This window comes from Tatumella terrea (assembly GCF_039523755.1).
Lineage (GTDB): Bacteria > Pseudomonadota > Gammaproteobacteria > Enterobacterales > Enterobacteriaceae > Tatumella > Tatumella terrea.
On record NZ_BAAAFX010000025.1, the window covers coordinates 1 to 24128 of the forward strand.

The window sequence follows — 24128 nt, forward strand, 5'->3', positions numbered from 1 at the left end:
TACATGAGTATGTGACTGAACAGCACAAAGGCAGCCAACGCAGTATCAGTGAAAAAGACACAGGACACAGCACAAGAATTTGCCTGGCGGCAAGAGCGCGGTGGTCCCACCTGACCCCATGCCGAACTCAGAAGTGAAACGCCGTAGCGCCGATGGTAGTGTGGGGTCTCCCCATGCGAGAGTAGGGAACTGCCAGGCATCCAATAAAACAGACAGGCCATCCTCACGGATGGCCTTTTTGTTATGGCGCGTTATCAGGAAAGTCCGTACGGAAGGCCCGCCTGCGGTACGGCAGAACAGAATACTTCAGCGTAACTGCGGTGCAGGAAGGGAAACCTCCGGTGCCGGCGGTGAGAAAAGGCAGAGGCCGCCCTGACGGGCGGCCTTTTTGCATTCCGGGGCGGGAAAACGGGCACAGAAGGCTCCGTAAGATCGCCGCCCTGACTCAGACGGCAGAATACTGTGCAGAACGGTAATTCCTGCTGGAGTTATGAGGAAAAACGGGCACTGATATGCGGTGAGAATCGTCTCTATGAAGGCTTACTACGCCCTGACGGGCGGCCTTTTTGCGTTCCGGGCTGGTAAAACGGGCACAGAAGGCTCCGTAAGATCGCCGCAGTCCTGACTCAGACGGCAGAATACTGTACGGAATGGTAAGTCCTGCTGCAGTGATGAGGAAACCGGCGCTAATACGCGGGGAGAAAAGTGTCTTTGAAGGCTTACTATGCCCTGACGGGCGGCCTTTTTGCGTTCCGGGCTGGTAAAACGGGCACAGAAGGCTCCGTAAGATCGCCGCAGTCCTGACTCAGACGGCAGAATACTGTACGGAGTCGCTATTTCTGCCGGAGTAATAAGGAAAAACCGGCGCTAATACGCAGGGGAAGTCGTCTCCAGGAAGGCTTACTGAGTCCTGGCCTCCCTAGTAAAAATGCGGATTTATCCCGTCCTGAGGCCGCAGAATGGCCGTCTTACCGAAAAGTCTTACATTCATCCTCTTGTACATCAGTAATAACGAGGATTACGTCATCAGTCCGTCACCTTATATCAGTCGGTCTTAACTAAAAGAGGCAGTATAACGCGTGATTCAGTATTCCATTTTTTGAAAATAACCCAGCGATAGATACCAGATTTGTTTGCAAAACTGGTTTTAATGACTGAAAAATGCACAGTTTTTCCTATCTTCTGTTATTTTTCTATAAAGCCGTCTTTTGATATAACGAAAAATGATAAATGAGCTTTACTTTACTTCTGTGATACTTATGCTGGAATGACCAATAAATGTCTAATAACGATTAAGGCCATTCATGTCAAAGAGTCATCTTTCTGCGGCCGCTTCTGCAGATACACAACCACCAATGACTAACACAGATCGCATTAAAGCTATAGTCGGTGCTTCTTCAGGAAACCTGGTCGAATGGTTCGACTTCTATGTCTATTCATTCTTTTCCTTATATTTTGCCCATATCTTCTTCCCTGAAGGAGATACCACTTCCCAGCTGTTAAAAACGGCGGGTATTTTTGCTGCCGGCTTCCTGATGCGTCCTATTGGAGGCTGGGTCTTCGGGTATGTTGCGGATCGCTATGGTCGCAAAAACTCCATGCTCATCTCTGTCTGTATGATGTGTTTTGGTTCCCTCGTGATTGCCTGCCTGCCTTCCTATGATTCTATCGGGGTGATGGCTCCGGCCTTATTACTGCTGGCCCGTATGCTTCAGGGGCTCTCTGTTGGCGGTGAATACGGTACCAGTGCCACCTATATGAGTGAAGTCGCTGTCGAAGGCCGTAAGGGCTTTTATGCATCATTTCAGTACGTCACGCTGATTGGCGGACAACTGCTGGCAGTGCTGACCGTCGTTATCCTGCAGATGATCCTGTCCGATGCAGAATTGCGCGCCTGGGGATGGCGGATACCGTTCTTTCTCGGTGCAGTGCTGGCAGTTATCGCTGTCTGGCTGCGCCGTTCATTGCATGAGACTTCTGATAGTGAAACCCGTGGTCACAAAGATGCCGGGAGTCTGAGCGGATTACTGAAAAATCACTGGCGTCCTTTCCTGATGGTGATTGGCTTTACGGCGGGGGGATCACTCAGTTTTTATACCTTCACGACGTATATGCAGAAGTACCTGGTGAACACGGCAGGACTGAATGTAAAAACTGCCAGCCTGATCATGACCGGGGCATTACTGGTGTTTATGATCCTGCAGCCTCTGATCGGTGCCCTGTCAGATAAAATCGGGCGCAGGGCATCTATGCTGATTTTTGGTGCCGGGGTGACCCTTTTCACCGTGCCATTACTGACATTGCTGAAAACACCTGGCAGCAGCACCGTCTTTACCCTGGTGCTGGTTGTGCTGGCGCTATTGATCACCAGTTTCTATACCGCGATCAGCGGCGTCCTGAAGGCTGAGATGTTCCCGGCGGAAATCCGTGCTCTGGGTGTCGGCTTACCTTACGCATTAGCCAATGCGATTTTTGGTGGCTCTGCGGAGTATGTTGCGCTGCTGCTAAAAGATAGCGGTATTGAGAGTAGTTTCTTCTGGTACGTATCGGCCATGGGAGCCATCAGTTTCCTGATAGCGCTGGGGCTGCACCGGAAAGGAAAAGAAATAAAGCTGTAGTGCGTCAGAACAGCCCCGCAAGGGGCTGTTTTTTTATGTACCGTATCCGGCCGAATGTGGCTATGCGGGGTGTGGGGGCAATTCCCTGACTGACCGGTGACTACCTGCAGACAGCCGCAGGTCGTTCTCTCTCCGATGCTCAGCATGCTTCTGAGGCTATCATTGGTACGCAAACAGGAAAAAACCGAAGAGAGCCGTCTGACAGCCCTGTGATGAGGATGCTTTTCAGGTACCGTATCCGGCCGAATGTGGCTATGCGGGGTGTGGGGGCAATTCCCTGACTGACCGGTGACTACCTGCAGATAGCCGCAGGTCGTTCTGACACCGATGTTCAGCACGCGTCTGATGTTATCGTTGGTATGCACACAGGAAAAAACCGAAGAGGGCTATCAGACAGCCCCGGGACCGGGGCTGAGGGAAATTACAGGATACGGCTGATCAGGCGATCGATTCTGATCCTGCGCAGGCGACGGATCAGTTTTTTAATCCTGGCCGGATATTCAGCAATGCTTTCCAGCTCATTGTAGTGATTCAGGATCGTGGTGTGTTCACGGATCAATGCCAGTTCTTTCACTTTCTGATCCAGCAGTTGCTGCTGAGGATCATGGATAAGAATGGCATTTTCGAGATCGAGACGCCAGGCCCGGGGATTCAGATTGTTACCGGTCAACAGCATCCACTCATCATCGACCCATATCCCTTTCAGATGATAGCTGTTTTCTCCGTCTTTCCAGAGACGCACGGTGAGTTGCTGATTATCGACATAGTATTGCAACCGGCTGACGAAACGTCGCAGGTTAATTTCATACAGATAAGGCAGTGCACCGATGATTTTAAACGGCTCTTCCGGCGGAATATAAAAATCATTCGCGGTTTTATCACCGACGATAATCTCAACCTGCTTACCCTGACGTAACAGCCGGATGATATTTCTGACCAGGATCGCCGGCATATTAAAGTACGGAGTACAGATAGTTAATTTGTATTCTGCGCAGGGCATCAGATGAAAAATAGTCTGGTTGAGAATGTTATTCTTACCCAGGCCGACCAGAGGCGTCACGGTCAGCTGCCCTTCGGCAGACTGGTCTTCGAATTCATAATTAAAAGTGCGTAATTCCTGACGGAATTGCTTTGTATCACTCTTAATTTCCGGGCTGGAAGGGCGTTCAGACTGATCCAGACGGTGAACCGCTTCGGCCTGCTTCAGATTGATATCAATCCATTCAGACATGGTATCGGCTAAGGCGGCATTACGGATAACCTGGTAACGGTCATAACGATAGCGGTCTTCCTGATGCAGATAGACATTATTCAGACTGGCACCACTGTAGATCACGCAGTCATCAATAATAAAGCCTTTCAGATGCAGTACCCCGAGTGCTTCGCGGGTATTCACCGGAATGCCGTAAACAGGGATCGCAATATCCGGCTGAGCTGCAGCCATTTCGCAATACCAGTCGGCATTGGTCACTCCACGGGCGGCACCGATACGACCACGCTGTGCGCGGTGCCAGTCAACGCAAATAGTGATGTCGAGGTCAGGATTAGCGCGTTTAGCAGCATACAGGGCATCCATCACACTCCGGCCGCCTTCATCATTTTCCAGATAAAGTGCGACCAGGCAAATACGGGTCGTTGCCGCCGAAATTTTTTTCAGTAAGGTCTGGTGAAACTCTACTGCAGAATACAGCATCGTGAAATCAGCAGCAGATTGGGCGAGTCCGGGCAGTTGCGCGAGGTACTGTTGGTGATTATTGAGTTTAAATTTTGACAATATCACAATGCGCTTCTTCTCTGTTCAATGTACGTTTTAACCGAAAAAGTCATGGTCTGAAGGGCAAGTGTAACATTAACCATGTCCTGTCGTGGCAATTTTACTTTTCTGTACGCTTTTCAAACCTTAACGTAGCGGAAGGCGGAGTGTAACGACGTCCTCATCCGCTTGTCTTTCCACGCTGAACCCCAGCTTTCCTGCCAGTGTCATCATCCCCTGATTACGGGGAAGTGTGATGCCGTTAAGGCGATGCAGTCCATGCTGGCGAGTGTAGGCAATCATCTTCTCCAGCAGCCGGCGGCCAAGCCCGATATTCTTCAGATCTGAACGGACCAGCACGGAAAATTCCGCATCGATATTATCAGCATCTGAAATCGCGCGGGTCACTCCGATAATCTCTTCCTGATCACCGACAGACTGAACAGCGACTATAGCCATTTCACGGTCATAATCAATCTGTGTCATGTTGGCGAGGTCATCGTGGGTAAATTCATTGATCTCACTGAAATAGCGATAATAGAGATCTTCTTTCGTGACTTTTGAAATAAAGGCCTTCAGGCCCGGTTCATCTTCCGGGAGGATAGGCCGGAAGAGTACCTGTTGACCGTTTTTCAGTATCACCTGCTCTTCCAGGCGTTGCGGATAGGGCCGGATGGCAAGGCGTGATTCACTTTCGCCATTGAACGGTGCCAGCGACACCGTGGCATCGAGCAGGGTCAGCTGGTCTCCTGCCGCCAGCAGCGGATGGATATCCAGCCACTCAATTTCAGGGCAGTCGATAATCATTGTCGAAATCCGCACCAGGCATTCGCTGACCGCTGTAATATCCAGAGCCTGCAAGGCATTTCTTCCGCGGATGGCGCCCAGCGTGATGGCCCGCTCGACCAGGTTTTTTGCCAGAGTCATATTCAGCGGCGGAAGGGCTACCGCCAGGGGCAGATCACTTTTCCATTCACCATTGCCTTCGCCCAGAAGGATTACGGGTCCGAAAAGCGGATCTGACTGTACGGAAATTCTCAGCTCTTCAGCACCGGCCCGCCGCGCCATACTCTGAACGATAAGACCACGGATATCTGCTTCCGGCCAGGCCTGGCGGGCCCGGCTCAGGATAGCGTCTGCCGCCCGGCGAACATCGGCCGGGGTATGAAGATACAGCATTACCCCCTGAATCTCAGATTTATGGGGAATATCCGGAGAACGTAATTTCAGCGCGACCGGGTATCCGATATTTTCGGCAACCCTGACCGCCTGCTGGCTGTCGGCCGCCACCCAGGTAGACAGAGTATTCAGCCCATACCCGCGAAACAGCGTCTGTACTTCGTGTGTATCCAGATGCCTGTTCCCGGCAGACAGTGTTTGCTGTAACCGCTGACGCAGATTCAGATGCCGTTGCGGCATACCGGCCGGCCGGGCCGGCGTTTCGCGGAGTTGCTGCTGGTTACGCCGGTATTCCACCATATGCATAAATGCGGTAATCGTTCCTTCCGGAGTACGCCAGGTCGGGATCCCCGCCTGAGTAAAGGCTTCCCGTGCTTCCCGTGACGAGTATTCACCGCACCAGTTGGTCAGCAGAGTTAACCGCCTGCCGCGGGGATGTTCCCTCACCCGGCGGATGATCTCCATGGCACATTCACTGGCCGGAGAGACGGCACTGGGCGCATGGATGATCATCAGCGCATCGATATCCTGACAGTCCAGTAACGGGGTCATCACGGACAGGTAACGTTCCGTGGTTGCATCATCCTGCAGATTGAGCGGGTTACCTGTACGAACGGTGGGCGGCAACACCGATTGTAACGCTTGTGTCAGCTCCGGGCTCATCGGAGCCAGAACGCCTTTTCGGGTATGAAGTTCATCCAGCGCAAGGGCCGCGGGGGCCGCACCGTTACTGATAATAAATAGCCGTTCACCGCGCAGGGGGCGCATATGACTCAGGGTTTCGACGGCAGAAAAAAGTTCATGTGTATCTTTGACCCGCAGCATCCCGGCACGGCGGATGGCGGCATCCCAGGCGGCATCCAGACTTTCTGTGGCATCCAGCAATTCTCTTGCCTCATAACAGCGACCGCTTTTGATCACCAGAATGGGCTTATTACGCGAAGCACTGCGGGAGGCTGACACAAAACGCCGGGCATCCTGCAGATTTTCCAGCGACAGCAGGATTGCACTGGTTTTGCTGTCCCTGGCAAGAAAGTCGAGGACATCATCGACGGCAATATCAACGCTGTCTCCCAGCCCGATAAACCACGAAAATCCCAGATGTCGTTGCTGCGCCCAGTCGAGCAGGGTATTGGAGACGGCGGCAGATTGTGAAATGAACGCCAGCCTGCCGCGGCGTATCGGCACCGGAGAAAAACTGGCGTTGATCCCCTGCCAGGGGGCCAGCAGTCCCAGACTGTTCGGGCCGAGAATACGCATACCCAATTCACCCGCCAGCCGCTTCAGTCCGGGCTGTTGATCGCGGGGAGCGGACAGAATAATACAGGCTTTACAGCCGATGGCCGCAAGTTGTCGCAGGATATCTGTGTTACGTGAGGCATGCGTGCAGATAACGGCCAGGTCCGGGATCAGCGGGAGCTTATCCACTGAGGGATAAGCCAGTACGCCGCAGACCGAGGTCCAGCCCGGGTTGACCGGCAGTACCGGACCTTTAAAGCCCCCGGCAAGCAGGTTACGCATCATCAGGTGACCGGCGCGACCAGGCTTCTCCGAAGCACCGATCACTGCGACCGAGGCGGGTTTCAGTAATGCTTCAAGGCCACGCTGGCTCATTATATTTCTCCTGAGATATCCTGCTGCAGTTTATTCCTGTTGTTGCTGTTTTTCTGTGAGGTACGCCTGGTGAGAAGGTTTTCCAGCCAGATAACGTTCACGAAAACATTCAAAATGGTTCAGTAACCCGGTCGCTGCTGCTTCATCACCGGCCTGTTCCAGTAATGCGATAGCGACTTCCGCGGTGCAATGCTGTCCGGCCCCCGGTGATTCCCGCAGGCTGTAACGGGATGGACGGGTGACATTTAATGACATTACCGGAAACCGGTCCATCCAGGGGCTTTTTCGAAACATTTTTGCGGCTTCGGTCCAGGTGCCATCCAGCATAATAAACAGCGGCGGCTTCCCCTCGCGCGGCGGGGTAGTGATAACTTCTCTGCCGGGGGCCGCATAGTGGCCGGGAAAGACGACCAGCGGCTGCAGCAGGTCATTATTTACCGTCTCCAGCAATGCCGGCGGAGGCGCGGTGCGGGACCATTCGTAGGCTGTGGTTTCCGGCAGAATATCGGCAATCAGTCGTCCGGTATTGCTCGGTTTCATCGGTTCGGTATCAAACATCACCAGACAAAACTGGCTCCGTGCCGGGACGGGAGTGATGGTGTGACATAAACAGCGGGGAACGGGGAGCAGGCAACGCTGACACCGGACGACCCGGTTGCCCCGGGCAAGGAAGGGGCGGGTGGATCGCGCAAGGCGGTTTGCCCTGAGTGTCAGTACGGCATTATCTGGCATAGGTATCTTGTTATCCGGGAAAACTGCAGTGTAAATCAAAAAGGTGATCACTGCGTAATTTTCCCGGAGGGGGGCGGTTATCCGCGAGGTTCATCCAGCCATTGTTCAAAACCGGCTTTCGGCAATGCACCGGCCAGAGTATCGATATGTTTTCCCTGATTAAACAGCATCAGGGTCGGAATACTGCGGATGCGGAAACGGGCACTCAGTTCGGCTTCGTTCTCCGTATTAACCTTAATAAAACGCATCTCTGTTGCCCGTTCTTCGGCGACATCCTCAAATACCGGCGCAAATCCGACACAAGGACCGCACCAGGGGGCCCAGAAATCAATCACTACCGGTAAGTCATCCCGGAGCAATTTATCCAGTGTGGCCGCGGTCGCATTGATAATCTCTCCGCTAAACAGAGGCTCAGCACAGCGTCCGCATTTCGCGTGGTCGTCTTTCTTTTCTTCAGGCAGGCGGTTGATGGCAAGACATTGGCTGCATACGGTATTCATGATGACCTCTGATAAATGTAAGGCAAATTATATCGTTGATTATCTGCCATACTGCGTTTACGGGCCAGAAGGATCCATCAATAGCTATAATAGATAGCAGTATTAATGGGCAAAGTTAATAGATTAGCTGCGTGACATCAGGTAATCTTCGCGCTCCAGAACAGGAGGAAAGAATGAGCGACGATTTAAAAGGCAAAAGCAATAAAGTTAAAGTGATGTATGTTCGCAACGAGGATGATACCCGTCAACGTACAGGGAATCCGCGAACAGGCAAAGGAGGTCGTTCTCCGTCACGTCAGCAGGAGCCAGGTCGCCGTCAGGAAGAGAAATCCCGTTCTCCGTGGCGCACGGTCTCACGGGCACCATCTGAAGAGGGCGCGACGGCGAAGACTGCCGCCCCGAATGCGGATTCTCCTGTCAGAAATATTATCGATCCTGAAGTTATTCGTAAGCAGCGTCAGGAAGAAACACGCGTTTATGGTGAAAATGCCTGCCAGGCGCTGTTCCAGAGCCGCCCTGAAGCCATCGTCCGTGCATGGTTTGTACAGAGCGTTACCCCGCGTTTTCGTGAAACCCTGCGCTGGCTGGCTGCTAACCGTAAAGCCTATCATGTGGTTGAAGAGGCTGAGCTGGTAAAAGCGGCGGGCACCGAGCACCATGGTGGCGTCTGTTTCATCATCAAGAAACATATGGGACAGGATGTCAGCGAATGGCTGGCGCAGTCTGCTGAAAAAGAGTGCGTACTCGCATTAGAAAATGTGGGTAACCCGCATAACCTGGGTGCGATTATGCGTAGCTGTGCGCATTTCGGCGCAAAAGGTATTCTGGTGGATGATGCTTCATTGCTGGAATCCGGTGCAGCTGTCCGTACGGCGGAAGGCGGGGCTGAACATGTCCAGGCCATCACGGCGAGTCACTTTGAGCAGGGCCTGGAGGCTTTCCGTCAGGCGGGATACACCATCGTTACCACCTCCAGCCATGCCGGTCAGCCTCTGTCGGCGGCCACACTGCCGGAGAAGATGGTACTGGTACTCGGTCAGGAAGGCGACGGGCTGACAGAATCAACGCTGAAACAGGGCGACATCAGTCTGTCGATTGATGGTACCGGCCATGTCGAAAGTCTGAATGTCTCGGTAGCCACAGGGATCCTGCTGGCCGAGTGGTGGCGTCAGAACCACTAAGCCGCACAGAAAAAAAGCGCCGGTCGGCGCTTTTTTTTGCGAAATATCCCGGGACTAATGGGCACCGCCACCGTCACTGGATTTGCCGCTACTGCCAAACGGGGGTCTGGCAAACCAGATAGTCACCAGTAACAGAATAAAAATGCCACCTGCCGCCCAGAATATCTCATTGGCAGAAATGATTAACCCCTGATTGGTGATCTGTTGCGCCAGGTAACCAGAGGCCTGCTGGTGGGTCATCCCCAACCCTTCAAGTTTCTGATACATCTGCTGGGCATTCGGATTATAGGGAGTCACCGACTCTGCCAGCTGACTATGATGCAATGACTCCCGGTTACTCCAGAGGGTGGTCGTGACCGAAGTCCCGATCGAACCTGCCAGTGTCCGCAGAAAGTTTGACAGGCTGGACGCTGCCGCCATGCGTTCAGGCGGCAGCCCGGACAAGGTAATGGTTGTCAGAGGCATAAAGAAGCAGGCGACCGCAAATCCCTGAATAAACTGAGGCCACGCACTGGCTGCAAAATTCATTGCCGGTTCAAAGGTATAAGCACGCCAGTAAAAACAGACGGCATACATAATGAAGCTGAAGGTCACCAGCATTCGCATATCAAGCTTATGGGCGAATCGTCCGATAATCGGTGACAGGATAACCGGTAAAATTCCGACCGGCGCAGAGGCCAGCCCGGCCCAGGTAGCAGTATACCCGAAGACCTCCTGCAACAACTGGGGCAGTAAAACGATGGTACCGAAATAGAGCATATAGGCCAGGCTGATCGATACACAACCGATAGTGAAATTTCGCGAGCGGAACAGCGATAAATCCACGATAGGATGGTCATCAGTCAGCTCCCAGATGAGCAAGACCAGCAAGGCGACCACCGACAAGACCGTCAGAATGATTATCTCATCCGAACTAAACCAGTCCAGCTCTTTTCCCCTGTCCAGCATGACCTGCAAACAACCGATACCGATCACCAGGCTGACCAGTCCGACAATATCTATCGGCTGCCGGGTAATTTGCGTCTCCCTGCCGCGGATCGTTTGCAGACTCAGTAAAATGACCACGATGCCGATCGGCACATTGATGAAAAAGATCCATCCCCAGTGATAATTATCACTGATCCATCCCCCGAGAATAGGGCCGCAAATCGGGGCCACAATCACCGTCATCGCCCAAAGTGACAGGGCGACGCTCCGTTTTGCTGGCGGATAGTTGTTCAGCAGCAGACTCTGAGATAGCGGGATCAGGGGGCCGGCAACCACGCCCTGAATAACACGGAAGAAAATCAGGGTAGACAGGCTGCCTGACATACCACAGGCCCAGGACGCGATAGCAAAACAGATGGTCGATAACATGAACAGTCTGACTTCACCAAAGCGTTTGGCAAGCCACCCGGTCAGCGGAATCGAGATAGCGTTCGCGACCCCGAAGGAGGTGATAACCCAGGTCCCCTGGGAGTTTGAGGCGCCCAGGTTCCCTGCTATGGTAGGGATAGCAACGTTCGCAATGGTGGAGTCCAGTACCTGCATGAACGTTGCCAGTGATAAGGCAATGGTCATCAGGACCAGCGGAAGTCCTTCCAAAGGTTTCTGTGGCATGACGTTATCCCCGGCCATTAACCGGCATTCGCCCTGATCACGCCAGCGATCACCTGGTTCACCTGATCCAGCTGTAACTCAAGCGCGTTACTTTGATAGGCCGGTGTTTTACGCACGGCACTGGCCAATACCGCCCCTTGCGGGTCACTGGTATCAACGGTGACCAGCGTGGACAGGCCGATACGCAGCGGATGTTTTGCTAAGTCAGCCGGGTCGATATCCACCCTGACAGGTAAACGCTGCACCACTTTAATCCAGTTACCGGTCGCATTCTGCGCCGGAAGCAGGGAAAAGGCGCTACCGGTCCCCATATCCAGACCGACGACCTTACCGTGATAGACCACATCATCGCCGTAGAGATCAGAAACAATGGTCGCCGGTTGTCCGATACGGACACCCGCAAGTTGAGTCTCTTTAAAGTTAGCATCAACCCATAGCTGCTTATCCGGCACTACCGCCATCAGTGAACTTGACGGGGTAATCTGTGCGCCGACCTGAACTGCACGGCGTGAAATATACCCATCAATCGGGCTGCGGATATCGGTCCGCTGCAGTGCCAGCCAGGCATCGCGAACCGCTGTCGCGGCTTGCTGAACGGCCGGCTGATTTTCCAGAGAGGTGTTCAGCAATATGGCCTGATTAGCATTGTATTGTTGTGTTGCCACATCCAGGGCAGCCTGCGCACTGGTCACTGCATCACGGGCGTGCTGTAAATCTTCCCGACCGATCAACTGTGCTTTCCCTAAAGGGATACGGCGTTGTAAATCTTCCTGAGCCTGCGAAAGGGCGATTTTTTTGAGGGTAATGTTGGCCAGGTACTGTTTACTGTTGATCATTGCCTGGCGGGTCTGACGAACGCTGGTGGCAAGTGCAGTCAGCGATTTTTCGTAAGCCTGCCCGGCGTCAGTTTTGTCCAGAGTGACCAGAACGTCGCCCTGTTTAACGTAATCGGTATCATCGAACCAGACCTTAGTCACACTCCCGGAGACCTGCGGCATGATCTGCACCTGATTCCCTGCGACATACGCATCGTCCGTGTCCTGATAATGACTCAGGACCAGAAACCAGTAGGCGAAATATCCGAGGGCAATGACAACACACAGAACGGCCAGAAGCGTTAATAACGTTTTACGCGCTTTCTTTTTCTTACGTTGGGGCTGCAGAGTTTCCTCACCTGCACTCATAGAATTCTCCACCTATGATAAAATTTGAAGTTCCAGCCCCGCTTTTCTGAAGTGATGACAGACGCCGCAGCCGGAAAAGGCACGGAAGCATAACCAAAACTGAAATAACTGATTTAGCACTTCATGACATTTTACGTGTTTTCAACCACATCTCAGGCTTTACTGTCCATTTCATCCAGGCGGCCCAGTAATTTTCTGGACAGCGTTTCCAGTTGCTGCTGTTCTTCTGCCGTCAGCACACTCCATAAATGCTTGAGGCTTTCGTGTTGTGGTGGCAACACTTCACACAGGAAGTCATACCCTTTCTGGGTCAGATGCAGGTGAAGGCAGCGTCTGTCGTTATCGCTTTCCTTACGCTCAATCCAGCCTCGCTTTTCCAGTTCATCCGCAATCCGTGTGGCGTTGGTGCGGGACGACCCCAGCGCAGAGCTGAGCTCAGAGGGTTGAATACTTTGATTTTCTCGCGCATCCAGCGTCATCAGCGCAGTAAACAGGGTGTCATTGATGCCGCGATCTTTCAGCATTTTATTACGATTATCGAGCAGTTTACCCTGAATATGCATACACAGACGTGTCAGCAGGACTTCATGAACGGGATAGTTGGTGTGGCGCTCGGCCAAAACATCGAGCATTTTTTCAATCGGAGAGAATGAACTTCCCATGGAATTACCTCACTGATAATAATTATTTTGGTTTCCATTCCAGTCAGTGACCACTCTCATACCCCGTGGCAGAGAGTGACCCGGTAATTTTTTGAGGCTAATAATTACTTGTGGGAAAGTCACATGACTAAAAGAATATGCCGCTAACGATAGCAAACCCCTCAGGGAGTTAATAGTCCGGAAAGGACTTTTTGTTGGTTTATAATCGGAATGATGACGAAAACGCATCAAATGTGTACAACCCGGAGGTTAGAGTCAGGCAGGGCAGGGACGGGCAGCCTCAGAAAGGCAAATTATCCGGCGGTGATCCCCGGACCGGAGCGGGTTCAGATAAAAAAAGGGACAGCCCGAGGCTGTCCCTTTTTAGCAGGATAAAATCAGGATTTCGCGGCGGCTAAAGCATCGCTTACCCATTGATTAAACACGGCCTGATGCGCATGGATCCATCCGTCGACCTGACGGTTGATATCGGCATCACTGCTTTCCCCTGCATACATACGGGCATTCTGAGCATTGATATCTGCCAGTGGCAGGCGCATCTCAGAGAAGAGTTTCGCTGCGGCAGGGTTTTTTAATGCCCATGCTTTGTTTGCCACAATATGCATGGTGTTGACCGGGAACCCGTAGTTGGCACCGTTCGGTAATTTGGTATCCACATTTTTCTGTGCACCCGGTAATGACGAGAACGGAACCTGTAACCAGACAACATCGCGGCCCGGCTTCAGAATGTCGCTCACCCAGTAAGGTGTCCAGGTGTAGTAAAGGATAGGTTTCCCTTGTTTGTAACGGGAAATCGTATCGGCCATCATGGCGGAATAGTTACCCATATTCGCCTGTACGGTATTCTGCAGAGAGTAAGCGTTGACCTGATGATTAATCACGGCTTCGCAACCCCAGCCAGGCGTACAACCGGTCAGATCGGCTTTCCCGTCACCATTGGTATCGAATAATTTCGCAAGCTTAGGATCTCTGAGCTGAGCGATATTGGTGATGTGGTATTTATCGGCAGTTTTCTTATCGATCAGATAGCCCTGAGCCGCCCCGGTGACATAAGTCCCTTCACGGTAAAAGACTTTATCGCCGCCCGCCGCCTGATACATATCATCATGCAGGGGTTGCCAGTTAACGGCGGTGAAGGTGGCATCGCCAGAGGCTATCGAGGTATAACCCACGTTGTAGTCCACTTCATCCGGAGCATCGACGGTATAACCCAGTTTTTCCAGCGCGCGGCTGACCAGTAATGTCTGAAAGGTTTCGCCGCTGATGGTGCTCTGTACCGGTTTAACGGTAATCCCTTTACCCGGCAGATCGGCAGCATAGGTCTGACCTGCCATCAGCAGAGTGAGGGTGGTCGCTGTGAGTAGTTTGCGCATAGTCTTTCCTCAGTTATCGGGATACCCGCAGGGGGCGGGTATCCGTTTGATTATTTGGTCGCTGAATGCTTAACAAAAGGACGTAACAGTAATCCGACAGGCCCGGTGAGATACCAGTGACGCTGCAGACGATGACGTTTGCTGCTACCCACAGACTGCGTCAGGCGGTCGAGAATAATCGCCAGAATCACGATCCCGACACCGCCGACGGTGGCGAGTCCCATATCCAGTCGACCAATACCCCGCAGGACCATCTGACCCAGTCCGCCGACGGCGATCATGGACGCAATAACGACCATTGACAGAGACAGCATCAGCGTCTGGTTCACCCCGGCCATGATGGTGGGCATAGCCAGAGGCAGCTGAACTTTAAACAGCATCTGACGCGGGCTGGCACCGAATGATTCACTCGCTTCAATCAGGTCAGCCGGCACCTGTTTAATGCCCAGGATGGTCAGACGGACTATCGGAGGTAGGGCGAAGATAATGGTGACCACGACGCCCGGCACATTACCGATACCAAACAGCATTACAATCGGCACCAGGTAGACGAACGCCGGGGTGGTTTGCATGGCATCCAGGATCGGCCTGATGATTTTCGCCGCCCGGTCACTGCGTGCCAGCCAGATACCCAGCGGCAAACCGATGACAATACAGAACAGCAGGGAGGTCAGTACCAGTGAGAGCGTGACCATCGCATCGCCCCAGGCACCGATAGCCCCGATTACCACCAGTGAGATCAGGGTCGCAATGCCCATCCCGCCGGTTGTCATCTGCCAGGCGATCAGGGTGAAGATCAGGATGGCCACAGGTGAAGGCATCGACGTCAGTAAATGCTGAAATGCACTCAGTATGTAGTCGATGGGGACACGTATCCCCTGGAACACCGGACGGAAATTATTGACCACCCAGTCAATGCCGTGTGTCACCCAACTATCCAGTGGGATTAACGTCTTATGGAACGGGTCCATAATATTAAAATGTTCATGGGCAGGGGCTGCAGGTGCATTCAGCCAGCTGTCATTGGACGCGGCTGCATGGCTGCTGCTGTCACCGCCACTGCTCCACGCATCCCCGGCATTGCTGCTATCGGGTGTGCTGCTGGCTGGTGCAGAAGAGGTTGCGCCCCAGGGATCGCTGGCACTGCTGTCGGCCGCCGGGGCCGCGGTATGTGCCGGTGCTGCGCTGCTGGTCGCTGCAGAATCACCCCATGGATTAGTGTCTGGTTTACTCATTACTGATTACCCTCGCGATCCAGAGCCTTTAACAGACTGCTCTTTGAAATAATGCCGACATACTGGTTATCTTCGTCAGTGACAGGGACAGCACAAGGTGCTGCGGCAACGTGCGAAAATATTTCATTCAATGGTGTCGTTGCCGGAATCGGTTCAGGACTTTCCAGGAATGCGCTTTCCAGAGGGGCCCCGTTTTCCAGAGCTTTTTGTAACGAATCACCGGAAACAATCCCGGCAAACTTCTGTTTGTCCAGCACGTAACCGTATTCTCTGTCTTTATCCCGCAGCAACTGCAATGCTGAACGCGGGCCAAAACCAGGTGTTTTTCGCAGGAGTCCATCCGCACCACGGCGGGCGATGTCTTTCGCACTAAAGACCTGACTGATATCCACCCCCCGGAAGAAGGTTTTCACATAGTCATTGGCCGGGTTATTCAGGATTTCGTCCGGTGTACCGACCTGAACAACTTCACCGTTTTGCATGATGGCAATTCTGTCCCCGATACGCATCGCTTCGTCTAAATCATGAGAGATAAACACGATGGTACGTTGCTGACGGGTTTGCAGTTTGACCAACTCATCCTGCATTTCAGTACGAATTAAGGGGTCGAGTGCAGAAAACGCCTCATCCATCAGCAGGATATCAGGGTTAATCGCCAGTGCACGGGCAAGACCGACACGCTGACGCATGCCGCCTGAGAGTTCATCAGGGAAGGAGTGTGCATATTTCTCCAGGCCCACCTGACGCAAGGCATCCATCGCTTTGGTTTCACGCTCTTTTGGCGGGATCCCGGCCAGCTCCATACCAAAGGCCGTATTATTCACGACGTTCATATGGGGCATCAGTGCAAAAGACTGGAAGACCATGCTGATTTTGCTGCGGCGGATCTCTCTCAGCTGAGATTCGGGTATCTTCGCGATATCCAGACCGTCAATGAGAACCTGACCCCGGGTGGGTTCGATCAGACGATTGAGAAGGCGAACCATGGTGGATTTTCCGGAACCGGATAATCCCATGATCACAAAAATCTCGCCTTCTTCAATGGCCAGACTGGCGTCGTTGACACCCACTGAAAGCCCTGTTTTATCCAGAATCTGCTCTTTATTGAGCCCCTTCTCCAGATATTTGAAGGCTTTTCCCGGATGATCGCCAAAAATTTTATATAGATTTTTTACTTCAAGTTTAATTGCCATTCGGTCGTATTTTCCTGGGTTATATTTATTTTTTCATGGATTTATATTGTCCGGAGGGTGATGTACTTATATAACCGTACCATACTCAGAATATCTGACAACCCTTGACTTTGTTAATTCCGGTGGATATCGGGCGTGATATTTCCCGTCAGCGCAGTACTGACAAGGGATACATGGCATCCGGTAAGTTATCAGATTATTTACCTCTGCTACGTCATTCTTTGAGAATAATAAACCGGGAGTGTGATCCAACTGGCTGAAATTCATCATTAAAAAAAGACGTTATTTTAACCGTAAGTCATTTTCGCCTTCTGTATACTATTTATGACCTATGCGACAGATAATTGAGTGAATACCCTGGTATTGATGGGGAATAACACTGCAGCGATGGAATGATTTATATAACCCGTGTTCACTCTGTTTCTGGTGGTTTATTGTTCCGTGTTTTTGTTGTTAATATGTGTTTTTATGCTGGAGTTTAGCCTGTTTTGTGGTTTTTAATATTGTTGCGGGCAGGGGGGCCTGCTCTGTTTTTCTGTTTTTCCGCCTTTCGCTCCGGCAGGTCTGAGGCCGCAGGTATTCGCAGGAAGCAGGTCGAAGTAATATCAGTCAGTCTCATCGGCAGAGATGTTTATTCTGCCTGCTGTTAATGGAATCTCCATAAAAACAGCCCCGTCTCGGTGATGGCGATAATGAGTGGATATTACCAGAATGTTATCTTTATTATTTTCTGTCATTGAGGCAGATAAGGTAAATATAGGGCGCTGACAGGTTGCCGGGGTTCATCGATATTTTTTTTCATCACCGGAAAATATCGGGTAGTTCCGCGAGGGAACGCAGACGAAATTCGGCCAGGAGATTAGCAGGGTTTGACGCTGTGATCGTGACCGGAAATATCCGGCTAACAACAGAGGGTACAAGGGAAATATCAGTAGTGATAAGGCTCATGCGAAGGGGAAATAACGGCAGCCGCAGACGGGTAAATTTTTGACACAGATTGTCATGAGAGTAGCGGAATACATCGGTAACAAGCTCCCGGTTAACGGGACGACTGCCGTTAACCGGGAGCAGAGATCCCGGAACTGATATTAACGTTTCGCTAACAAAATTCCGAAGACCACACCGACAGCAGCACCAATACCGGCGGCAGGCAGCGGATTTTCACGGATCCAGTTACCTGCGCAACAGGTTTCACCGTCATCCCCCTTCAGGGTGGCACGCGCTTTTTTCAGTAACTGCTGAGCATTTTTCTGTGCCTCTTCCAGACCATCCTGAGCATCATCAGAATAAGACTTCAGTAATGCTTCAAGGCTGTCTGCGAGTTCACCCACTTCCAGTTCACTTTCTTCGGCTTCAGACTTTTTGTATTTCGTTGGCATTTTTTCTCTCCGTGTTATATCAACCTGTTAATAAGCATAGCCCGGGATTTGGACTATGCTGTCAGTTAAGGAAAATTCCGAATGATCCGAGCCACAAGGCAGGGTGGCTGCGTTACAGTGAGCCGGCATGATAAGAATTGAGGGGATTTACTATGTATTTACGTCCGGATGAAGTGGCCCGTGTACTGGAAAAAGCGGGTTTTGAAATGGATCTGGTGACACCTAAAACTTACGGGTACCGCAGGGGTGAAAACTATGTCTATGTCAACCGGGAAGCCCGGTTAGGGAGAACGGCTTTAGTCATTCATCCGACATTAAAAGAAAAGAGCCAGCATTTTGCTGAACCGGCATCAGACATCAAAACCAGTGATCACTATAAAGAGTTTCCGCTCTACCTGTCGACAGACGAGCAGGAACATTACGGTATCCCTCATGGGTTCAGTTCCAGAATGGCCCTGGAACGCTATCTCAGTGGCGTCTTTGGATAAGCGGTGATACAACCGGCAGTGACAAACAGCCCGGGGCCTGGCTGTTTGTCACCCCGCACTCACTGTGCCGTCGGCTTAACCATCGGTGCCCGGTGAGGTTTAAATTTCTCCAGAAACTGATGCTGGAAAATACACATACGGATAGTGTTTCGGTATTCCCCGTTGATGAAAAACTCGTGTTTCAACACCCCTTCGGTTTCGAACCCCAGCTTGCTATAGATATGAATCGCTTTCTCGTTTTCCTCATCAACAATGAGATAGAGTTTATAGAGATTCAGCACCGAAAAGCCATATTCCATCGCCAGCCTGGCGGCCTGACTGGCCAGCCCTTTCCCCTGGTGAGCCGGGTCGATAATTATCTGAAACTCAGCGCGCCGGTGGACATGATTGATTTCGACCAGTTCCACCAGTCCTGCGTTTACACCCGCATGCTCGACCACAAACCGGCGCTCTGTCTGATCATGAATATGCTTATTATACAGGTCGGTCAGCTCCACGAAGGCTTCATACGGCTCTTCAAACCAGTAGCGCATTACACTGGCATTGTTATCCAGCTGGTGGACAAAATGCAGGTCTTCCCGCTCCAGCGGGCGAAGTTTTATCGTCATTTGCAGTTCCTGAAGGACTGATTTACGTTGCGTCAGAAAGTATGCCACGTCTGCGGTCTTCACTGAAAGGCAGGGAAGGCGACCTGAGGGACTATCGTTGAGAATAACGTGCTCTGGCACAAGGATTGCATCGGAATAGCTGATTAATTAGCAGGGGAGGCCAGCTCCCCCTGATTCAGGAGAGCCACGATGAAAAAGAGCCCTTGCCAGCAATATGGTCTGGCAGAACATTACCCGCGCGACCTGAAAGGCTACGCCGGTACTCCGCCAAAGGCGGCCTGGCCTGGTGGTGCGAAGATAGCGGTTCAGTTCGTCCTTAACTATGAAGAGGGCGCCGAGAACCATATCTGGCATGGCGATGCGGGATCAGAGCAGTTCCTGTCAGATATTATTGGCGCAGCCAGTTATCCCTCTCAGCACATGTCGATGGATTCGCTGTATGAATATGGCTCCCGGGCCGGGTTCTGGCGTATTCACGGGGAGTTTGTCAGACGTGGTCTGCCATTGACGGTATTCGGGGTGGCGATGGCGCTGGCCCGTCACCCTGAAATCGTCTCAGCCATAAAAGCGGCGGATTTTGACGTGGTCAGCCACGGCTGGCGGTGGATCCACTATCAGGATATGTCGCCGGAACAGGAGCGACAGCATATGCAGCAGGCCATTGAGGTGCTGACAGAGTTATTCGGTCAGCGGCCGACAGGCTGGTATACCGGGCGTGACAGCCCGAACACCCGGCGCCTGCTGGTGGAACAAGGCGGCTTTCATTATGACAGTGATAACTACGGGGATGATTTACCTTTCTGGACCCCGGTCACGTGCAGCAGCGGAGAAACCCGCCAGCATCTGGTGATCCCTTACACTCTGGAATGTAATGATATGCGGTTCTGCACGCCGCAGGGGTTTAATACCGCAGAGCATTTCTTTACCTATCTGCGGGACAGTTTCGATGTGCTGTATGAGGAAGGCGCGACCACGCCTAAAATGATGTCGATTGGTATGCACTGCCGTATTCTTGGCCGGCCGGGGCGCTTCCGTGCCCTGCAGAAGTTTCTTGATTATATCGCAGACTTTCCGGATGTCTGGGTCTGTACCCGCCAGCAGATCGCAGAGCACTGGACGACCCATCACCCTGCACCTTAACCGTCGGGTCACTGTCCCGGCCGGGACAGTGACCCAATATCACGACATCAGGCTCACCTGAGCCGCCACTATCCGCCAGCCTTCGGGGAATCGCACCCAGCTTTGCTGTTGCCGGCCGATTTTATCGGTCGTGCTGCGGGTGAACTCTGTACTGCAGACCGCAAAATCATCGCCATAGGTCGTGATCACCGTGTTCTGCAGTACCCGCTCCAGGTTAGCTGAAGGCCTGCCGGCACGGAATGCCTGGATCTGTTCGATGCCGTACAAATTCTCGCCGGCACCCAGGCGGACGGTATGGGGACTGTGCCAGAATAATTCATCCAGCACTTTGATATCATTGGTCGTCAGGGCTTTTTCGTAGCGACAGAACTGCCTGGTGACTTCTTCCAGCACATCGGGCTGGTTAATGACCGGTGTATTCATGCATGAGAATCCATTAATGAAAAGGGCGGCAGGGTAATATTCATCTGTTCCAGGGCACGCGCTGCGCGGAGGGCGACCGCTTCTTTAAACGGCGCGGCAATAATCTGTACCCCGACAGAGAGGCCGTTTGCTGCGGCCAGTGGCACGGTACACACCGGTAAGCCAAGGAAGGAGATGGGCTGCGTCAGCATCCCCATACTGGCCCGGACCGGCAGGTCCTGATGATTTATCCGCATCGTATCCTGATTAATGACGGTTGCACTGCAGGGGGTCGCCGGAGCCAGTAAAATGTCCACATTATCGAATAATGGCAGCACCTGATCACGGAAGTGACGGCGGAAACGCTGGGCCTGCACATACCAGCTGGCGGGAAGCATTGCACCGGCCAGCAGACGCTCACGTGAGTGAGGTTCAAACAGTTCCGGCGACTGCCGCAAGGCCGGCAGATACTGGTTACCCCCCTCACAGGCAGTCAGGATAAAGGCGGCCTGCCTGGCCAGTTCCGCCCCGGGAAGTTCCGTCGCTTCTGTGGCATTCAATGCCCGCGCGACGGTGGCGACGGCCCCCCGGGCCTCATCATCACACCATTGAGAGAAATAACCGCCCAGAACACCGACCCGTAACCCGGACACGGACTGAGTCAGTGCCGGTGTTGCGGCGTCAGCGGGACGTGCGGACTGAAATGCATCCTGCGGATCATGGCCCTGCAACTGGTCATAAACCAGAGCCAGATCGTCGACGGTCCGGGCAAAGGGACCGATATGATCGAGGCTGCCGACAAAAGGATGAGTACCGTGGCGGGATAGCCGGCCGAAGGTCGGTTTCAGTCCGAAGATACCACAGAGCGCAGCGGGCACCCGTATCGAACCATTGGTGTCAGAGCCGAGGGCGAAAGGGACCAGGCCGGCGGCCACGGCGGCAGCGGACCCTCCGGAGGAACCGCCGGCAATACGCTGTAAATCTCTCGGGTTATGGCAAGGACCGTAATGCGTGTTTTCGGTGGTAAAACCGTACGCATAGGCATCCATATTCAGCATGCCGGAAAGCAGGGCGCCCGACTGGTGTAACCTGGTGACGGCCGTGGCATCGGCCGTCGCCGGCGGACGGTTGCAAAACAGTTTCGCCCCGGCCACGGTTGCGTAGCCTTTAACATCGAACAGGTTCTTTACCGCATAAGGGATCCCCGCCAGCGGACTGCCTGGCTGACCTGCCATAAACTGTTTATCTACGGCGGCGGCTTCCCGCAACATGCGCTCTCCGGTGACCTCGGTCCAGGCATTCAGTTGCGGATTGAAGGTGGCGATGGACTGTAATGTCTGCCGGGCAATATCGGTAGCACTTAGTTCACCACGCAACCGGGCCTGACGGAGTTCAGTGATGTTTAATCCGTTGAGTGTCATAACGTATAAACCCCGCCAACTTCCAGACGGTCATCCAGCGGGTAGTCCATTAAGGGCTGAGCCATACCGGCAATACGGGTGAGCTGTACCAGCAGTTCAGCCCTGCGTTCGTCGGTCAGTGTCAGGTCAAGAATTTGCTCCATCAGGGTCAGATAGGCTGACCAGGTATCGGATTGTGTCATAGTTTTCTCCTCAGAAGCCGGCAGCACTGCCGTTACTGCGTGGATCGGATGCACCTTCAAGCATGCCATTCACATGGCGGACAATGGCACCGGCATGGCCGGTGGCTTCACTGAAATCGCTGAGTAATTCGACGTCGTGGCCCATTTTTTTCAGTGCATCAACGGTGTCGTGACTGAAACGGCTTTCCAGTTTAAGAGACTCAGACGAATCTCCCCAGGTGCGGCCCAGCAACCAGCGCGGTGCGGTAATTGTTTGCTGTAAAGGCTGGTTCTGCAGGACATAGCGGGTGAACAGCGTTGCCTGGGTTTGCGGCTGGCCATCGCCACCCATGGAGCCGTAGACCATCACGCGGCCGTCTTTCAGACGGGCCGCAGCCGGGTTCAGGGTATGAAAGGGTTGTTTACCCGGCGCCAGGGTCAGCAGGTGATCCTTTTGCAGCGTAAACGCGGCACCGCGGTTCTGCCACAGGATCCCGGTATCAGGGATCACCACACCGCTGCCAAATTCGTGGTAAATGCTCTGGATAAAGGAGACGGCCATACCGTCTTTATCGATAACCCCCATCCATACGGTATCTCCGGGATCGCGCTGTCCCGCATCGGCAGCCGCGTGCTGCAGATCTATCGCCGAGGCTAAGCTGTCCAGCATCTCTGCTGACAGCAGGTCCTGTGCTTCTGTCTGCATTTCCCGCGGGTCGGTCAGCCAGTGATCCCGAAGCGTAAAGGCCTGCCGGGTGGCTTCAACGATACGATGAATGGTATCGACTTCACCGGCCTCCGGCAGGCCGAGCCTGTCGGTGATCCCGTTAATCGCCAGTGAAACCAGCCCCTGCGTCGGCGGGGCCAGATTGTAGAGGGTACCCGCGCTATGATTTAAATACAGCGGGGCTTTCTGTTTTGCATGATGCGCCTGCAGATCATTCAAGGTAACCGGCATCCCCAGTGATTCCATTCCGCGAGCGATCCGGCGGGCCAGTGCCCCCCGGTAAAAGCTATCCAGTCCTTCAGAGGCCAGCGTTTTCAGGGTATCTGCCAGCGCAGGCTGGGTAAAGCGGCTGCCGGCGTCGGGTGCCTGTCCCCCGGGGAGATAAATATCTGCAAACCCGGGCTGATTCTGCAACTCCTGCTGTTTCGCGGCACTGGCCGCCGACTGAGATCCGGATACCGGCATACCCGAAGCCGCGTAATGAATGGCGTCGTCCAGTAATTCAGCCACACTCGCCGGTGCATAACCCAGCGTCTCTGACACTGTCAGGGCTTCCTGCCAGCCACTGACGGTGCCAGCGACCGTCAGGGCCGCTTTCGGCCCGCGGTAAGGGATACGGTCCATCCCCTGATAAAACTCGTGATTTGCCAGGCTGCCTGCAGCACCGCTCGCATCAATGGTGATCGGTTCACCTTCCGGGGGCACAATCAGCCAGAAACTGTCACCGCCCAGACCATTCATATGCGGATAAACTACCGCGATAGTGGCGGCGGCGGCGACCATCGCTTCGATGGCGTTGCCTCCTTTTCGCAGCACGGCTAAGGCACTTTCACTGGCCAGATGGTGCGGGGTTACCGCCATACCGTTAGGCGCAATATTGCTTTGTATCATCTCTTCCTCAGAACGGGTCTTACAGTGATACCGTCTACCTAGCAATTTTTGTTCCGTTTCTGGTTTTTTTGTGCCGGGACGTAACAAT

General features: G+C 53.1%; 20 protein-coding genes and 1 rRNA gene. 5 read left to right on the plus strand and 16 right to left on the minus strand.

The window, feature by feature from the left end:
• Window positions 1-82: 82 nt before the first annotated feature.
• Both rrf and ABD035_RS16415 read left to right on the plus strand, forming a co-directional pair.
• Window positions 83-198, plus strand: a 5S ribosomal RNA gene (gene rrf / locus ABD035_RS16410).
• A 1157-nt stretch (window positions 199-1355) separates the two neighbouring features.
• On the plus strand, window positions 1356-2618 hold the full coding sequence (locus ABD035_RS16415; RefSeq protein ID WP_212714571.1) for an MFS family transporter: 1263 nt from the start codon (window positions 1356-1358) through the stop codon (window positions 2616-2618).
• A gap of 421 nt (window positions 2619-3039) precedes the next feature.
• On the opposite strand, the gene pssA is transcribed toward ABD035_RS16415, so the two are convergent.
• From pssA to trxC, 4 genes are all read right to left on the minus strand, one after another.
• On the minus strand, window positions 3040-4395 hold the full coding sequence (pssA, locus tag ABD035_RS16420; protein ID WP_212714635.1) for a CDP-diacylglycerol--serine O-phosphatidyltransferase: 1356 nt from the start codon (window positions 4393-4395) through the stop codon (window positions 3040-3042).
• A gap of 123 nt (window positions 4396-4518) precedes the next feature.
• Window positions 4519-7164: a bifunctional acetate--CoA ligase family protein/GNAT family N-acetyltransferase gene (locus tag ABD035_RS16425; RefSeq protein ID WP_343871210.1), complete on the minus strand. Its 2646-nt coding sequence runs from the start codon at window positions 7162-7164 to the stop codon at window positions 4519-4521.
• Between the two features lie 30 nt (window positions 7165-7194).
• The gene (locus tag ABD035_RS16430; protein ID WP_212714576.1) at window positions 7195-7896 is read right to left on the minus strand and encodes a tRNA-uridine aminocarboxypropyltransferase; all 702 of its coding nucleotides are present in this window, start codon (window positions 7894-7896) and stop codon (window positions 7195-7197) included.
• Window positions 7897-7973: 77 nt separating this feature from the next.
• Complete coding sequence (gene trxC / locus ABD035_RS16435; protein ID WP_212714577.1) at window positions 7974-8396, minus strand: thioredoxin TrxC; 423 nt, start codon at window positions 8394-8396, stop codon at window positions 7974-7976.
• Between the two features lie 173 nt (window positions 8397-8569).
• Between trxC and ABD035_RS16440 the strand changes: the two genes are divergently transcribed.
• Entirely contained in the window at window positions 8570-9577 is a 1008-nt protein-coding gene (locus ABD035_RS16440; RefSeq protein WP_343871211.1) for a tRNA/rRNA methyltransferase, read from the plus strand.
• 54 nt (window positions 9578-9631) lie between these two features.
• Here the strand turns inward: ABD035_RS16440 and emrB are convergent, their stop codons facing one another.
• The 7 genes from emrB to ABD035_RS16475 form a co-directional block, all read right to left on the minus strand.
• Window positions 9632-11176: a multidrug efflux MFS transporter permease subunit EmrB gene (gene emrB / locus ABD035_RS16445; RefSeq protein ID WP_425579735.1), complete on the minus strand. Its 1545-nt coding sequence runs from the start codon at window positions 11174-11176 to the stop codon at window positions 9632-9634.
• A gap of 17 nt (window positions 11177-11193) precedes the next feature.
• Window positions 11194-12360 carry a multidrug efflux MFS transporter periplasmic adaptor subunit EmrA gene (gene emrA, locus ABD035_RS16450; protein WP_212714580.1) on the minus strand — a complete coding sequence of 389 codons (1167 nt, stop codon included), beginning with the start codon at window positions 12358-12360 and terminating at the stop codon, window positions 11194-11196.
• A 152-nt stretch (window positions 12361-12512) separates the two neighbouring features.
• Window positions 12513-13022 carry a transcriptional repressor MprA gene (mprA, locus tag ABD035_RS16455; RefSeq protein WP_343871215.1) on the minus strand — a complete coding sequence of 170 codons (510 nt, stop codon included), beginning with the start codon at window positions 13020-13022 and terminating at the stop codon, window positions 12513-12515.
• Between the two features lie 377 nt (window positions 13023-13399).
• Complete coding sequence (gene proX, locus ABD035_RS16460; protein ID WP_212714582.1) at window positions 13400-14395, minus strand: glycine betaine/L-proline ABC transporter substrate-binding protein ProX; 996 nt, start codon at window positions 14393-14395, stop codon at window positions 13400-13402.
• A 50-nt stretch (window positions 14396-14445) separates the two neighbouring features.
• Complete coding sequence (gene proW / locus ABD035_RS16465; RefSeq protein ID WP_212714583.1) at window positions 14446-15630, minus strand: glycine betaine/L-proline ABC transporter permease ProW; 1185 nt, start codon at window positions 15628-15630, stop codon at window positions 14446-14448.
• The gene (proV, locus tag ABD035_RS16470; protein WP_212714584.1) at window positions 15630-16823 is read right to left on the minus strand and encodes a glycine betaine/L-proline ABC transporter ATP-binding protein ProV; all 1194 of its coding nucleotides are present in this window, start codon (window positions 16821-16823) and stop codon (window positions 15630-15632) included. The genes proW and proV overlap by 1 nt, the downstream gene beginning before the upstream one ends.
• Before the next feature lie 1088 nt (window positions 16824-17911).
• Entirely contained in the window at window positions 17912-18202 is a 291-nt protein-coding gene (locus ABD035_RS16475) for a DUF883 family protein (protein WP_212714585.1), read from the minus strand.
• A gap of 152 nt (window positions 18203-18354) precedes the next feature.
• On the opposite strand from ABD035_RS16475, the gene ABD035_RS16480 reads away from it, so the two are divergent.
• Window positions 18355-18690 (plus strand): DUF2002 family protein, encoded by a 336-nt coding sequence (locus ABD035_RS16480; RefSeq protein WP_212714586.1) that lies wholly within the window; start codon window positions 18355-18357, stop codon window positions 18688-18690.
• Between the two features lie 59 nt (window positions 18691-18749).
• On the opposite strand, the gene speG is transcribed toward ABD035_RS16480, so the two are convergent.
• Window positions 18750-19298 carry a spermidine N1-acetyltransferase gene (speG, locus tag ABD035_RS16485; RefSeq protein ID WP_025902337.1) on the minus strand — a complete coding sequence of 183 codons (549 nt, stop codon included), beginning with the start codon at window positions 19296-19298 and terminating at the stop codon, window positions 18750-18752.
• Between the two features lie 189 nt (window positions 19299-19487).
• On the opposite strand from speG, the gene puuE reads away from it, so the two are divergent.
• Window positions 19488-20438, plus strand: coding sequence for an allantoinase PuuE (gene puuE / locus ABD035_RS16490; RefSeq protein WP_212714587.1), 951 nt, complete (start codon window positions 19488-19490; stop codon window positions 20436-20438).
• 39 nt (window positions 20439-20477) lie between these two features.
• Here puuE and hpxZ read toward each other — a convergent pair whose 3' ends face one another.
• From hpxZ to ABD035_RS16510, 4 genes are read right to left on the minus strand one after another with little or no spacing between them, the layout of a single operon-like run.
• Window positions 20478-20861, minus strand: a complete 384-nt coding sequence (hpxZ, locus tag ABD035_RS16495; protein ID WP_212714588.1) for an oxalurate catabolism protein HpxZ — start codon at window positions 20859-20861, stop codon at window positions 20478-20480.
• On the minus strand, window positions 20858-22261 hold the full coding sequence (locus ABD035_RS16500) for an AtzE family amidohydrolase (RefSeq protein WP_343871218.1): 1404 nt from the start codon (window positions 22259-22261) through the stop codon (window positions 20858-20860). Before ABD035_RS16500 ends, hpxZ begins: the two co-directional genes overlap by 4 nt.
• The gene (gene hpxX / locus ABD035_RS16505; protein WP_212714590.1) at window positions 22258-22443 is read right to left on the minus strand and encodes an oxalurate catabolism protein HpxX; all 186 of its coding nucleotides are present in this window, start codon (window positions 22441-22443) and stop codon (window positions 22258-22260) included. The genes ABD035_RS16500 and hpxX overlap by 4 nt, the downstream gene beginning before the upstream one ends.
• Window positions 22444-22453: 10 nt before the next feature.
• The gene (locus tag ABD035_RS16510; protein WP_343871219.1) at window positions 22454-24040 is read right to left on the minus strand and encodes a gamma-glutamyltransferase family protein; all 1587 of its coding nucleotides are present in this window, start codon (window positions 24038-24040) and stop codon (window positions 22454-22456) included.
• Between the last annotated feature and the right edge of the window lie 88 nt (window positions 24041-24128).